Annotated in this window: 10 protein-coding genes; 3 read left to right on the top strand and 7 right to left on the bottom strand. The window is 39.2% G+C overall.

Annotated features, from left to right (window positions below; translation table 11 throughout):
- Positions 1-1,330: 1,330 nt before the first annotated feature.
- Positions 1,331-2,797: an MvaI/BcnI family restriction endonuclease gene (locus tag H5203_RS21555; RefSeq protein ID WP_182820289.1), complete on the bottom strand. Its 1,467-nt coding sequence runs from the start codon at positions 2,795-2,797 to the stop codon at positions 1,331-1,333.
- Positions 2,798-3,154: 357 nt separating this feature from the next.
- Here H5203_RS21555 and H5203_RS21550 point away from each other — a divergent pair, with 357 nt between their 5' ends.
- Positions 3,155-4,732 (top strand): DNA cytosine methyltransferase, encoded by a 1,578-nt coding sequence (locus H5203_RS21550; RefSeq protein WP_182820288.1) that lies wholly within the window; start codon positions 3,155-3,157, stop codon positions 4,730-4,732.
- A 10-nt stretch (positions 4,733-4,742) separates the two neighbouring features.
- Here the strand turns inward: H5203_RS21550 and H5203_RS21545 are convergent, their stop codons facing one another.
- The 6 genes from H5203_RS21545 to H5203_RS21525 all read right to left on the bottom strand — a co-directional run bounded on the left by H5203_RS21545 (position 4,743) and on the right by H5203_RS21525 (position 10,358).
- Entirely contained in the window at positions 4,743-5,147 is a 405-nt protein-coding gene (locus H5203_RS21545) for a type II restriction endonuclease (RefSeq protein ID WP_182820287.1), read from the bottom strand.
- A gap of 366 nt (positions 5,148-5,513) precedes the next feature.
- Positions 5,514-7,358, bottom strand: coding sequence for a hypothetical protein (locus H5203_RS21540; RefSeq protein WP_182820286.1), 1,845 nt, complete (start codon positions 7,356-7,358; stop codon positions 5,514-5,516).
- 78 nt (positions 7,359-7,436) lie between these two features.
- Positions 7,437-8,141 (bottom strand): hypothetical protein, encoded by a 705-nt coding sequence (locus H5203_RS21535; RefSeq protein WP_182820285.1) that lies wholly within the window; start codon positions 8,139-8,141, stop codon positions 7,437-7,439.
- A gap of 524 nt (positions 8,142-8,665) precedes the next feature.
- Complete coding sequence (locus H5203_RS23220; RefSeq protein ID WP_404936458.1) at positions 8,666-9,235, bottom strand: HNH endonuclease; 570 nt, start codon at positions 9,233-9,235, stop codon at positions 8,666-8,668.
- Positions 9,226-9,762 (bottom strand): hypothetical protein, encoded by a 537-nt coding sequence (locus H5203_RS23215; protein ID WP_404936457.1) that lies wholly within the window; start codon positions 9,760-9,762, stop codon positions 9,226-9,228. The genes H5203_RS23220 and H5203_RS23215 overlap by 10 nt, the downstream gene beginning before the upstream one ends.
- Positions 9,759-10,358: a bifunctional 2-polyprenyl-6-hydroxyphenol methylase/3-demethylubiquinol 3-O-methyltransferase UbiG gene (locus tag H5203_RS21525; protein WP_182820284.1), complete on the bottom strand. Its 600-nt coding sequence runs from the start codon at positions 10,356-10,358 to the stop codon at positions 9,759-9,761. The genes H5203_RS23215 and H5203_RS21525 overlap by 4 nt, the downstream gene beginning before the upstream one ends.
- A gap of 782 nt (positions 10,359-11,140) precedes the next feature.
- Between H5203_RS21525 and abiEi the strand changes: the two genes are divergently transcribed.
- Both abiEi and H5203_RS21515 read left to right on the top strand, forming a co-directional pair.
- Positions 11,141-11,665, top strand: a complete 525-nt coding sequence (gene abiEi, locus H5203_RS21520; RefSeq protein ID WP_182820283.1) for a type IV toxin-antitoxin system AbiEi family antitoxin — start codon at positions 11,141-11,143, stop codon at positions 11,663-11,665.
- Positions 11,666-12,556, top strand: a complete 891-nt coding sequence (locus tag H5203_RS21515) for a nucleotidyl transferase AbiEii/AbiGii toxin family protein (RefSeq protein WP_145238779.1) — start codon at positions 11,666-11,668, stop codon at positions 12,554-12,556. It abuts the gene before it with no gap.
- Positions 12,557-13,788 lie beyond the last annotated feature (1,232 nt).

Genomic DNA, 13,788 nt, shown 5'->3' with positions numbered 1-13,788 from the left:
TCATCACATTGAGATAATGCTTTTTCAACAGCTTGAACTTTAAATTCTTGAGTAAATCGACGTCTCATTTTATCTGCCTCTATTAAAAGTTAGAGGCGACAACTATCCTGACACAGGGGGTAACGCGAAAAGCGAAGTTTTTGAATTGCAGGCGGGAGTTTACTGCGCGCTTTGGTTCTTAATTGCAAATTTGAGTTATGTCGCGTTGGCGACGGCAACCAAGGGGCGTACGATTTTCAAAGTTGACTCTGCTGCAAGTAATTCATCCGTGAAGCTGGGTTCCTGTCAGCATCCATGCTTCCACTTCCTCGCGCTGCGAAACTTCGTTTCGGTCACTCGTCACCCACGGCGCCCCGTGGATTTTACAGTTTCCTCAAAACCTCAATTGATATGAACGTAAACGCCGTGTATTCGCCCAACTTTCACATCCCTGTACGCTCCCCAGTTCGGGTATCCATACCCTCTCGTTCAAAACTGCGTTTTTCACCCATGGCCAAGCTACGCTTTTTAACAGCATTGCCTAAAGGGATTTAGGTACTTGGAATTTGTCGGGAACAAAATTCCGCCATGCTGTTAATTACTCATCAATTGAGCTTTTCGGGCAAAATGACGGGGGAGTTTTCTTAACAGCATCGTTTAGGTTGACCGTAGGCGTTAAGCTTGCTGACGCGAAAAGCGCAGCTTTTAAATTGTAGGCGGGAGTTTGTATCCGACTTTGGTTTTTAATTACAAATTTTTAGTTATATCGCGTTGGCGACGGCAACCAAGGGGCGCATAGCGCCGTACGCCCCTTGGAACCCCACGGCGCCCCGAGGATCACACTGTTTCCTCAATTTAAATTAATGATATGAACGTAACCAGCGTAGATAGGCCATCCATGGCCAAGCTACGCTTTTTAACAGCATCCATGCTGTAAATTACTCATCATTAATTCAATTTCGGGTGTGATCACGGGGAATTGTCTTAGCAGCAGTATTTAATTTTGCCGTAGGCGTTAAGCTTGCTGACGCGAAAAGCGAAGTTTTTGAATTGTAGCGGGAGTGTATCTCGCGCTTTGGTATTTAATTTCAAATTTGAGTTATGTCGCGTTGGCGACGGCAACCAAGGGGCGCATAACGCCGTACGCCCCTTGGAACCCCACGGCGCCCCGAGGATCACACTATTTCCTCAATTTAAATTAATGATATGAACGTAAATGCTGTGTATTCGCCGTCCATGGCGAAGTCACAGCTTAACGCGCATCCATGCGCTGTTATTACTCATCATTAATTTAATTTCGGGTGTGATCACGGGGAACTGTCTTAGCAGCGGCATGTTAATCTACCCCCTACTAAACATTATGAATTTCATTCTTCAAATTTATCTCAATCGGCTCAGGGAAAAGTAGCTCTAAGTTTCTTTTATCTATTTTAAATAGCGGCCCCTTTTCTGTAACGCGACCAGTTTTACCTGAGCGTTTTATTAGATGATCCATTGTAATGACACCTGAGCAAATCAATGGTATTAGCTGGCTCAAAACAGGTGCTTTAGTGTGTACTATTTTTTCTAGTTGAAAAAATTCTTCGCCATTTTCTCTAAAGCTTTTAGCTTGCACCCAAAAAGTTTCTGAGTGCTTTTCAATTAGCCTTTTTTTCAATAGCTTAGCAGGCCAAACAGCTACTAACTCTTCATTTCGATACCATTCTTCAAGCTGATCCTTTTGCTTGTTGAATATAAAATGCAGTCCTTGAGTGTTTTGACGTTGAGTACTGACTGTGCAGTACAATTTAAAATCATCTTCTCTTTCATAGCCGTATCTATCTAAAATTTTTGCACTAGAGCCTTTAGTAACATCAACTCCCTTGCAACCACAAGGACTTAAATTCCAATCAGAAACTTGGGCAAACAAGGTTGTCCGGTTCTTACCACCTCTACCAGACTTTATTTCGATACCATGGTAATCCGGATCTTTTGATGAATTTGCATCAATGCCAAGTAAAGTCTCTAATGTATAACCTATTGCTGTATCACCACTTCGCTGTGCTTTGAATGGCTTTATAGCTAATTCTTTTATCTTATTAAGTAGCTCTGCTGAATAAGAGAACTCTTTGTTGATGTAATTTGTTATTAATTTATAAATTTGGCTATAGGGGTTCTGTAGTTCAACCTCTAAATCAATTCGACTCAGGTTAATTAGGTGTGGTGAGCCTTGGTATATAATAATGGCAACTTGATCACCTGCAGTGGCAAACTTTGGTAACTGCCTATACCACATCCTTGGATCACCCTGCTTAGTTTTAGGGCGGTAAAAACTTCCAACAATTTCTTTTATTTCATTCTGATTAACTAAGTAGCTAACTTCTTTTCTTATAACACCTTGCTCTTGTTGGAAGTAATAATGAAATTCCTCTAACTCGAAATGATCTCTTACTGATTGAGTTGCATCCAGAATAGATTTATTCAAACCTGTTTGCGTAGGTTCAAAAAGAGAAAACTCTACACCTAACTTGGTCAAAGCAACGGTATTACTTCTCAACAATAATTTTTGATCTAGTTGTAAGTCACTGGCCCTTTCTTGATCATAAACTTCATAATCCTTATCTGACATTTCAACTTCATTGTATTCAACAAAATTTGTTGAAATGCTTGGTATGGGAATACCTTCTATCTCTTGCTTTTTTAACTCTTTTGAAACATCAGGCCAAGTAGGATAACCATATTTGCGAGCAACAATATTTAGTGCTTGGGCTTGATTTAAACTGTCATTGTTTTTCTTTAAAAGTTTTGCTTCTTGTTTAAGTCGTTTTTCATTTATCATTTTCGATGGTCCAAATATTTTGGAATTCATCGCAGCTAAAATAAATTTAGGTTAAATGGGTGATGCTAAACGCTTTTCCTATAATCAAGATGGCACTTCCCGTGCCGTAAATATATGTAGTTAAAGTTATTCATTGATTTCAGTCCGAACACTGTAAATCTAGCTGCGAATTCACAACTTTATCTACAGAGAGGACACAAAGGGTCTTTACAGGAAGGAAGGCTACTCTCATAAGCCTTAAATTAACTTATTCTTTTCATACTCTTAAGTCAACATATAAAATAATAAATTCTTACCTGGACTTTTAAGAGCGATTACCGTAAAATTCGATGGTTTTCATTAATTACTTGGTGTGTTTTGAATCATATTGAATTGTTTGCAGGCTGTGGCGGCTTAACATTAGGGCTAGAAAGTGTCGGTTTTAATACCGTACTTGCTAATGAACTCTCTCCAATGGCAGCAGAAACTTTTGCTTATAATTTTTTTAAAGAAGATTTAGCACAATTAGCTGAAGATAACTTAATGCCAGAAAATACACTTTGGCTAAACAGTAATTATAAAGATTTAAAACCTAGATTAAGAGAGAACCCTTTTAACTTTCCTGAGTTCGACAATAAATATGGGTTCTCTGATTTACCTGATGACTTAAAAAACATTCAGAATAAACTTATAGTTGGCAGTATTGTTGAACTTAATAAGTTATTAAATGCAAATTCAGAGCTATGCAAAGAACTTCACAATTCATTCGGTAAAGGTGAGTTAGATCTAGTTTCAGGCGGACCACCATGCCAAAGTTTCAGTATGGCGGGTATGCGTAAAAAAGATTGCGATAAAAATACTTTACCATGGGAATTTGCTACTTTCGTGTCATTAGTTCGCCCTAAAATTGCAATGCTCGAAAACGTAACAGGTATCTTACGCGCTTTTAAGGATGAAGAAGGAAACCAATTCCATGCGTGGTATGAAGTTGCAAAAGTATTTGCAACTAAAGGGTACATTCCGCTTTGTCTACATATTAATGCAAAGTTCGCCGGAATAGCTCAAAACAGGCCTCGCTTCATCATGATTGCAATACGTGAGGACTACTTTGAAAAGCTTAAGAATTTAAATGAAACTGAAATTGAATTGTTCAAGCAATCAGTTAGCTTTTATGAAAAAGCTAAAAAGAACATAAATAACGTAAAATTTGGTGATTTACCCTATTTTGACATAACAAAAACAGAGCACTTTAAGCTCTTTAAAGGTAGCTTTCTTAGCTCCTTAATCGCTGATGATACCGCAACAGTAAAAGATGCACTTGATGATTTAAAGCTAACTAGTCCATCAAAAAAATCAGCGTATATTAAAGAATTAAATACTCATTTTTCAGGTGTCCTCGGGGGTGTTACCGAGCTAAAAAATCATGTACTAAGGGCAAACAGTGATATTGTAAAAAGACGTTTTAGAATTTACCAAATATTGCAAGACATTGATAAAAAACAAGTAACAAAAGACGTATTTAATATTCTTAAAAATGGTATAGCGACCTTAAGTAATGAGAGCGCTGCTTTATTAATTAATAAAGAATTTTTAAATCAGCAAAACAAATTGATTAAATTTAAAAATAAGTCTGATCTAATCCAGTACCTATTAGAACATCCGACTAAAAAACAAACTCAAAAAGCTTTAATTGCAGATTCTCCTGCACCTGCAGCGTTATCAATCCCAGACGACGCCTGCCATTACGATAAGAGCGAACTTCGCGTACTGACCGTAAGGGAAATGGCTCGAATACAATCATTTCCTGACCAATTTGAATTCCGCTCAAAAGTCACAACAGGAGGCCAGATGCGTAAATTCGAAGTTCCGCAGTACACCCAAGTGGGTAACGCTGTGCCTCCGCTGTTAGGCCAAAAATTAGGTGCTTGCTTAGTAAAATTAATTGAACGTTTATAGTGCAATGAACCTATGCTGCACCTTGAGAGATTTGCCATTGTGTAGGCTTATGTGTAACTCTATAGCTTTGGATAAGTTCACAGTGAATATTACTGTTCATATCATATCCAATTGCTATTACATCACCTTCTTGCGCAATCTCCATAACAGGTGAGCTTTGAAAGTATAATCTAAATTCAGCAGATCTATTTGGATTCCCTTCTCGTGAATCATACCATGTCAAATCCACAATATAAGTACGACTATCGCCCCGAATAGAAAAACTCGCCTTTTTAGTTACTCGTTTAAGACCAAATATATCCTTTAGCGGAGCTACTCCCTGAAATTCGTGCTGGTTCGAACGTGTTATATCAGCTTCCACCGCTGTTAATGTTTTTATACAGGATTTACTAAATATAATTGGCTTTATCGCCATTTTTATTCCTTAATAATTATTGTTTTTAACTAGTTATAATATCTCGGTTCAAAGTCACTCGTAATAAGATTATAAGCTAGAGGTTATTGCCTATCCTCATAATTCCAACTCCCCGTGATCACACCCGAAAGTTATAAATTGATGAGTAATCACTTGCATGGATGCAAGTTAAGCCGTGACTGGCACATGGATGTGCCTTACACGGCGCTTACGTTCACATCAATTTTTAACTTGAGGATCAAGTGTGATCCTCGGGGCGCCGTGGGGTTCCAAGGGGCGGACGGCGGTATTCGCCCCTTGGTTGCCGCCAGCAATCTGGCAAAAACCTCGAATAGAGGTTTTAAAGTCTACTACTCCTACAACCCTTTAAATATTCTTCGCTATCAACTCAGCTTTCAATAAACCGCCTTTAGTCAGCAACTTAGGCGCGAAACTTGGGTTACGTTTTGACTTATAGGCATCAAGTATTAACTTGAGGCCATGTGCTTCTAACAATGAGATATTAACTTCGGTATCCATTTCAGCAGACTCTATAAAATCATCTGAGAAGCTGGGGGCAATTATCAATACTTGTGCTACGCGTTTACCCTGATTTTCTGCGCGGGTTACATATGCTTTTACTTGGCGAGACGTTGTAGAGTATTTTGCAAAATCACCATTTTTACAGGTTTTTGCTTCACCAATAATTATGTCGTTATCGCTGAGTGAAATTACGATATCCGCTTTATCTTTAGTGGTGTTTAAGTCTTTTCGGAGATCTTCATCAATATTAAGTTCTAATATTTCAAAAATAGCTTTTGTGACTTCTTCAAACTTAACGCCAATGTCAGCTTCAATTACATCAGCGCCAGCTTCTCTTAGCGCGTTAATATCACGACGTGCTAGTGCGTCGTAATTTTCAATCAACTTATCTGTCGCATTAGCAAAGCTCTCTAATATAGCAAAGCGTGGGTTACCACGTTTAGACAAGCCCATACTGTCGCGAACTTCTTTTACTTCGTCATTTGAGAGTAAATATAAAATATCGTGTGGGGTTATACTCAAAGCTCGAAGCTTTTCAGTGTCAATCACTTCGTTCGCTTCGAGTTCAAACGCTTCTTTTAGCACAGCCTGCATAGTCGGGAAATGCTCTTCTAATGTTTTTAGAAGCTGTTTAAACCCACTGGCACTAAGGGAATCAAACTCTTTTTCTGTTGCACCTGATAACGATGATAATATTAGCCCAATACGCTCATCTAAAGTGGTGCCAAGTTTTTCTGTATCAATTTCTAAATCTTGGATCAGTTGTTTTAATCGTTCTTTACGCTGGTTTTGATTATCTTCAACGTTATGAATATCATCAGACAATAGTTTTGCAGCGCTAATACCTGAATGAATAATTGTTTGAATTTTATCAGTTCGGCTTACGCCTCGAATCTTACGGCCATGGGCTTTAAGTGCATTGGAAAGCTCTGCATCAGTACAGGTTCTCAATATCCTTAGAACATATTTATCGGCAAGGTCTTTTCCTTGAATTTCATTCAGTAAGGTAACTATTTCATCAGGAATAAATACCTCTTGGCGCTTTTTACTGATAAATACCAATCCTATATCCCTTAGGCTATTTAAAGCATCTAGAACACCATTCTTAGGAATAACATCAACCAAATGCTCAACAGCAGCACATTCATCTGTAGTGAGATTTAACTCATCTGCAAGCACATTAAGAATACTGCGTTCATCATCGGTAACTTTGGCATCACGGTTATTTTTTTCGTCATTAAAATATGCTTCTTTCATACAAGCGTGATAAATCTTTAATGCGCGGTTTCTTTCGAGAAAACTATCTTCTGAGCTTTGTTGAATACACTCTTTGAGTTCTTTAGAAAGCCTTGATAATTCGGCCCACTCTTTTGCATAAAGCGATTCAATCCAGCTGATCCTTGCAACCCCATTGCCATCGCGACTTAATATATTTACCAACAAATTAAGCTGCGCTGTACTCATTAAAATCTGTTCTTTAACTGAGTCTTTAAAAAACTCTCTAACCGTATTAAATAATTGCGTTATTTCACTACCAGATGCATTTTTGATTTGGCCGTCAATATTGTCGATTGTTTTAGCTAGTGTTTTATTATTTTTAGCTGCATCAGAACAAAGGCGATCGAGGCATGAAATGAACTTAGACTTTTCGACTTGGTTAACAATTGATAAAACTTGGTTGAGTTTCATTTAGTAGAGTCCTTTCTTATTACGTGGTTACTAACGTAACAGTTAATTTTGGTTTGAGCAATAATTGTTCAGCTTGTATTAATCTTTATGCTTGGAGCTTCTAAACTCTATACAACTATTCGGGATTGTAATAGTTGTTTCCCCGTCATAAATAGAATGATAAAGCGTAGAGCTTTTAATGTTGAAAAAAGGTCCTGAGAAAGATTTTGATACGGAATCACACTTTATTTTTATATTACTTTTTACAGAGCTTTTATCATTTTTCATTAGCTCGATTTGTTTGTCTGCGTAAGCAAGTAAATCTTCAGCATCAACTTTAGCAACTAAAGCTGCTGGAATAATAGAAACGATTAAAAAAACAAATAAAGAATAAGCTATAACAATAATATTGATCCCATAACGCTGAATTTTATTAGGTTTGTTAATCTCTATGGGTTTTATCAGGTCTTTCTCTGTGTAAGATTTAACGTGCTTGTTTTTACTGTTAAAGCTACTAAATTTTAACTTAGACCAATTGATAAATTTATCATTAATGAAGATAGCTATTACACCAAGACATATGCATAAAAGTATGGAAACCAAGAAGGGCTGTTGTAAGTACATCACCATTGTGTTTAATAATACTTGTTCGAAGCTGATAGGATAATAATCAGTATCAACATGTAACTGTTCTAAATATTCAGAATAATAAACAGTTCCTTGAATATAAAAGAAAACTGTTAACAGCCAAATATATTTTTGTAAAAGATCTAACGTAGTTTTTACTATCTCTGATATCTTCATTTCCATTTCCTAATTAGTCACAGCCAACCAACTGGTCTCAACTTTTCGAAAGCATGTCTAGAAGTTAAAATGCCCGCATTGCATGATCAAGCTCAGTACTTACAACTAATAAAAATTGCATTTTTAACTTAACAAGCACGAAGTAAACTCCCGCCTACATTTATAAACACCAACCTATCAATACACTCCAATTCCCCGTGTTCACACCCGATAGTTATAAATTGATGAGTAATCACTTGCATGGATGCAAGTTAAGCCGTGACTTCGCCATGGATGGCGAATACACGTCGCTTACGTTCACATCAATTTTTAATTTGAGGACACAGTGTGATCCTCGGGTGCGCCGAGAGAGTCCAGAGAGAGGTCGGCGGCAGCCGCCCTTTGGTTGCCATCGCCAACGCGATATAACCTCGAATGGAGGTTTTTAATCCCTTTCCAAAATCATATATAAATCACGGCTAAAGCCAGTTCCTACAAAAACAGCAGCGCGAGGTAAAATCCCGCCTACAAACCAAAATTCACGCCTACGCGTCATACCTTGGCTTACCTTCCGCCACTAAACTAAGCTCTGTATCTCTATTAAGATATAACCCCAAACCAGCCGCTTGTTCAAAACTGTCTTTCGCTAACCACAATTTCGCGCTGTTCGCCTGCGCAACCTGATATGCCCAATCACTTACTGAGCGTGATTTATCTGCATCACAATTAAAATAATCACTCAGTTCACGAGTTAAATGCTGGCTATTTATTACCAAGTTTTGTTCTTGCCAGCGTTCGCGGTGCAACTGCGCGGCTAAAAAGTCGCGTTTACTGTTATTACAGCTGCTGTGCGCGGCCACAAAGTTGTGGCCTAAATCGTTCGCGTAGCGGGCAAACGGAATAAAGTGATCAACTTCGGTTTTACTGTTCAACGGCTTTTGGCAGTAAAAACAATTACCGTGTTGCAGCTCAATTAGCACAGGTTTGGCTTTGCTCAGTGCGTTACGGTCAAAGCCGAATAAAAAATCGTGCAGTTGGCTTTGCGGGCCAATTAACGCTTGGTTATGTTTAATACTCTGAATTTTTTGCAGCCACGCGTTTTTGGCTAAGTACACCACCAAATCATAAAAACGCCGAAAACAACTGGCGATGCCAGCTTGAGGGTAATGTGTTTAGTGCTATTGGTATGCGGATATAAAAAGCATTCGGCTTGTTTTGCTAATATTTGCAAACGCCACAGCGGGCCAGTTTTAAGTGTTGCCATCGCAGCGTTAAAAGTTGGCTTATAAAGCGCGCTTTGTTTTAATGCGCGTAAATTACGAATGTTGTTTTGCTGGCACTCATACAACACCGAAATCACTTTAGATTGCGCACCTGTATTTTGCTTCAATAACGCACTTTCGCCCGTTTGCTCTGAGGCAAACGGCACTGCATGATGCCAATATAAAACAATGAGTTTATCGGCTAAGGTAGCTAAATCTATTGTCAGCTCTGCTTGGTCTAATATCAGCGGTTGTTCGACACATACATCAGCCAACGCATGCAACAAGGCAAATTTATACGTTGCGCTAAAATCACCTTCCACCAGCATGCGCTGAATGTAGGCGATAAAGTCGAGTTGCTGCTGCATTGCACCAATCATAAAACGGGCACTGCTTTAATTAAGGCATTGAGCCACACTTCACTTTCGCGCTCAGGCCGCTGATCAACACTTTGCCATTGTTTTAGTATTTTAAGTTTAGTGTGATGAGTAATGAGCGCAGTTAGGCCGTCTTCGTTTAAATCGGTAAATTCGCGGCCGTTATGCACGCGCTCTTGCGTGCCATATTTAAACGACACATACAAAACACCGTTTGGTTTTAGGGCATTTTGCAGTTTTAAAAACACCTGCGGTAACTCTACTTTTGGAACATGCAATAAGCTGGCGCAACACCAAATGCCATCGTACTTATTAGTACAATTAAGTTGCTGAAAGGTTTTAACCTCAACGGCTTGCTGTAAGTAATTACTGGCTAACTTTGCAAGCTCGGGACTTGCGTCAAATGCGCTAACAGTAAAATCTTGCTGTTTAAAATACATGGCATCGCGGGCACTACCGCAGCCTGCATCTAAAATATGGCCGTATTTAGGGATAAGCGGTAAAAACTCAGCGTAAAGCGCCGACATATCAACATTAAGCGTTGAGTCGCTAAAACTTTGTGCGTTTTGGTTGTAGTAACTGAGTGTTTTAGTGGTCACTTGATATACCGCTCCGTGGCTAATTAATAATACTTAACTACTAGAACGTTAAGTTTTGATTAAGTTTAACTCTAACCTAACATGAAAATGTATTAAAAACATAGAGTTTTCCGATGAGTACCAAGTAGATAGCTGCTAATTAGCAAAAATTAAGAATTTAGTCTTTGTTATATTTATTGAGCGAAGGTGCTAGGTTTTAGGGAAGTGACTAGGTGCTAGGATTAACCCGCCGCCCGTTATCTTCTCTGTGTAGCACAGCGTCTCGGTGTTCTCGGTGGTAAAATAGCTTTTAAAACAATCACAGATCGAAAAAGCTGCGAGGCTCTAAGGAGTAACAGGCACTAGGATCTAGGAAAGTGACTAGACTCTAGGCTGTATTCGTTACTCGTCGCTCGAAGCCCGATATTCGCAGCTCGTTGCTCGCAACTCGTTACCTTCTCTGTGTAGCGCAGCGTCTCGGTGGTAAAATTAATTTTAAGTGATTTATTCACCACAGAGATTAAGAGGCCTGCGCTTTAGAGAAAAACATAAAGAGTCTAATGTAGGTCGTGCTTTAGCGCGTCAATTTTCAACATTAGACATTGTCGCCATAAATGACGACCTACAAGGAAGCGCTAGGATTAGCCCGCCGCTCATTGCCCGAAGTCGGTTTATAGGGTGATATAAGTACGAGGGCTAGATGACAATACAAGTCAAACTAGAGTTAATCTAAACTCTAGTTTGCTTCAATTAAGCTTAAGGTCTACAATTAATAACATTATAAGTATGTAATTGTAGACCTAATGAATAAAGCAGAAAGATTATTAGCAATACTAGCTAGCTCTGTTAAAGCAGGTGGCGGTATTCATACCAGTGCAGAATTGGCTTTTATGATGGCTGAAAAACCCACTCCTGCATTCACTAAGTTTCTGACTGAAAATGTTAATAAAGGGCTATTAAGAAGAGTCTGCAATGGTATTTTTGAAAGCACGCTCACGCCACCTGACCCCACCACCGCGATTTATAAAATAGTAAAAAAACTACGTGGCGACGTTTTAAATTACATTAGCCTAGAAAGCCAACTCAGTTACACGGGCGATATTTCGCAAATATTAATGGATAGGTTAACGGTAATAACGAAAGGTCGTAGTGGCACATTTTCAACTCCGTATGGGGTTATTGAGCTGACCCATACAAAAAAACCAATTGATAAATTTGCGAAAAACCTATATTTCGATAAAAGCATCAAGATGTACCGAGCAAATACGCTGCAAGCGATTGCAGATCTAAAAGCCTGCAATCGCAACGTACACATGCTGGAGAACTAAATGCTAACAGAATATATACGCCAAATTATAGCTGCAAATCCAGAGTACGCTGGCGTCACGCCTGTGATTGAAAAAGAAATTCTTCATCACGACATTATGGCTGCAATGGTAAAACAAGGTGTTATGCCTTCGCTTACTTTTATTGGTGGCACCTCACTTCGTTTGTGCCATAACAGTTCTAGATTATCTGAGGATTTAGATTTTAATGGTGGGCATGACTTCAAGCCAAGTAGTTTCAGTGGCTTAGAAGTTGAAATCCAAAAATACATACAAAATAAATATGAGGTGCAGGTATGGGTAAATAAACCAGCTGAAGATAATCAAGCTAATACTTCATCTTGGAAAATAAGTATCGAAAAAGAAAGTAATCGTCCTGATCTTCCCCGCCAAAAAATGCATATAGATATTTGCGCTATCCCGTCATTTGATATCGAAAAAAGGCCATTAATAAATCACTATAATATTGTCGCGCCAACAGAAGGTTTACTGATCCCTGTACAATCATTAACGGAAACGCTTGCAGACAAGTTTATTGCATTAGCCTACCCTGCTAGGCGCATTAAACCGCGCGATGTATGGGATATAGTTTGGATAAAACAAAGAGGTGTTGCGGTATCTAAGCAACTGATCAATAAAAAGCTTGTGGCCAGGGGTAAAACCAACGAAGACTTTATTGAGGCACTGACTATTCAATTAGACAAGCTACAGCATGACGATGAAGTTCGTAAAGACTTCAATATTGAAATGAGCCGTTTCATTCCAAATCAAATCAAAGAAAGAACAATCGACAACCCTGATTATTGGCCATATGTACAATCAGAAATTAGTACTATGTCACTCTCAATCCTTAATAATGGTATTAAAAATAATAAGTTTGATATGGGGAGCTAACTTTAAGGCCTACAAAAAAGCACCATAAAGGTAATATTTTGTAGACTGTAAGGAGCTAGGTTCTAGGAAAGTTACTAGGTGCTAGGCTGTTTGCACAAGCTCGCTGCTCGTAACTCGAAGCCGTTATCTTCTCATTTACCCTCGTTCACTTCTCATTGTGCAAAATGCCTTTAAGTGATTTATTCACCACAGAGGTTAAGAGACGCTGCGCTAAAGAGGTGATAGGTTAAAGGTGCTAGGTACTATCGGTGTAAAAACATATTTTTGTGGGAACAGGCTTTAGCCGTGATGCTGTTTTAGGTTATGTGTTAAAACCAATCGGCGCTAAAGCGCTCTCCTACGAAAGTAAAAGGTGCTAGGCTGTTTGCACAAGCTCGCTGCTCGTAACTCGAAGCCGTTATCTTCTCATTTACCCTCGTTCACTTCTTTTTGTGCAAAATGCCTTTAAGTGATTTATTCACCACAGAGGTTAAGAGACGCTGCGCTTTAGAGAAAGAATATAAAGACCGCGTCAGCAAGCTCAACGCCTACGGTAGTAAAAGGCGCTAGGTACTAGGATTAGCCCGCAGACCGTTGCTCGAAGCACTTTTTATCTTCTCCGTGCAGCGAAGCGCCTCAGTGCCCTCGGTGGTAAAAGTGGTTTTAAGATAATCACGGCTAAAGCCAGTTCCTACGACAGTAAAAGGAGCTAGGTGCTAGGATCAGCTCGTTGCTCGAAGCACTTTTTATCTTCTCCGTGCAGCGAAGCGCCTCAGTGCCCTCGGTGGTAAAAGTGGTTTTAAGATAATCACAGCTAAAGCCAGTTCCTACGACAGTAAAAGGCGCTAGGTGCTAGGGTGTATTCCGCAGACCGTCGCTCGAAGCACTTTTTATCTTCTCCGTGCAGCGAAGCGCCTCAGTGGCCCTCGGTGGTAAAAGTGGTTTTAAGATAATCACGGCTAAAGCCAGTTCCTACGACAGTAAAAGGAGCTTGGTGCTAGCTTTAGAGAAAGAATATAAAGACCGCGTCAGCAAGCTTAACGCCTACGGTAGTAAAAGGCGCTAGGTACTAAGATTAGCCCACAGACCGTTGCTCGAAGCACTTTTTATCTTCTCCGTGCAGCGAAGCCCCCTGTGTCAGGATAGTTGTCGCCTCTAACTTTTAATAGAGGCAGATAAAATGAGACGTCGATTTACTCAAGAATTTAAAGTTCAAGCTGTTGAAAAAGCATTATCTCAATGTGATGATGTTC

Origin of the sequence: Pseudoalteromonas sp. SG41-1, assembly GCF_014164575.1 — a bacterium.
Taxonomy (GTDB): domain Bacteria; phylum Pseudomonadota; class Gammaproteobacteria; order Enterobacterales; family Alteromonadaceae; genus Pseudoalteromonas; species Pseudoalteromonas rhizosphaerae.
The sequence above is the reverse complement of the archived record's forward strand: the minus strand, read 5'-3'. Positions and strand labels throughout refer to the sequence as shown.

What these genes read in the sequence shown, in the direction of transcription:
- H5203_RS21555 (WP_182820289.1), bottom strand. Translation starts at nt 2,797, where the DNA reads ATGATAAATGAAAAACGACTTAAACAAGAAGCAAAACTTTTAAAGAAA.
- H5203_RS21545 (WP_182820287.1), bottom strand. Translation starts at nt 5,147, where the DNA reads ATGGCGATAAAGCCAATTATATTTAGTAAATCCTGTATAAAAACATTA.
- H5203_RS21540 (WP_182820286.1), bottom strand. Translation starts at nt 7,358, where the DNA reads ATGAAACTCAACCAAGTTTTATCAATTGTTAACCAAGTCGAAAAGTCT.
- H5203_RS21535 (WP_182820285.1), bottom strand. Translation starts at nt 8,141, where the DNA reads ATGAAGATATCAGAGATAGTAAAAACTACGTTAGATCTTTTACAAAAA.
- H5203_RS23215 (WP_404936457.1), bottom strand. Translation starts at nt 9,762, where the DNA reads ATGATTGGTGCAATGCAGCAGCAACTCGACTTTATCGCCTACATTCAG.
- abiEi (WP_182820283.1), top strand. Translation starts at nt 11,141, where the DNA reads ATGAATAAAGCAGAAAGATTATTAGCAATACTAGCTAGCTCTGTTAAA.
- H5203_RS21515 (WP_145238779.1), top strand. Translation starts at nt 11,666, where the DNA reads ATGCTAACAGAATATATACGCCAAATTATAGCTGCAAATCCAGAGTAC.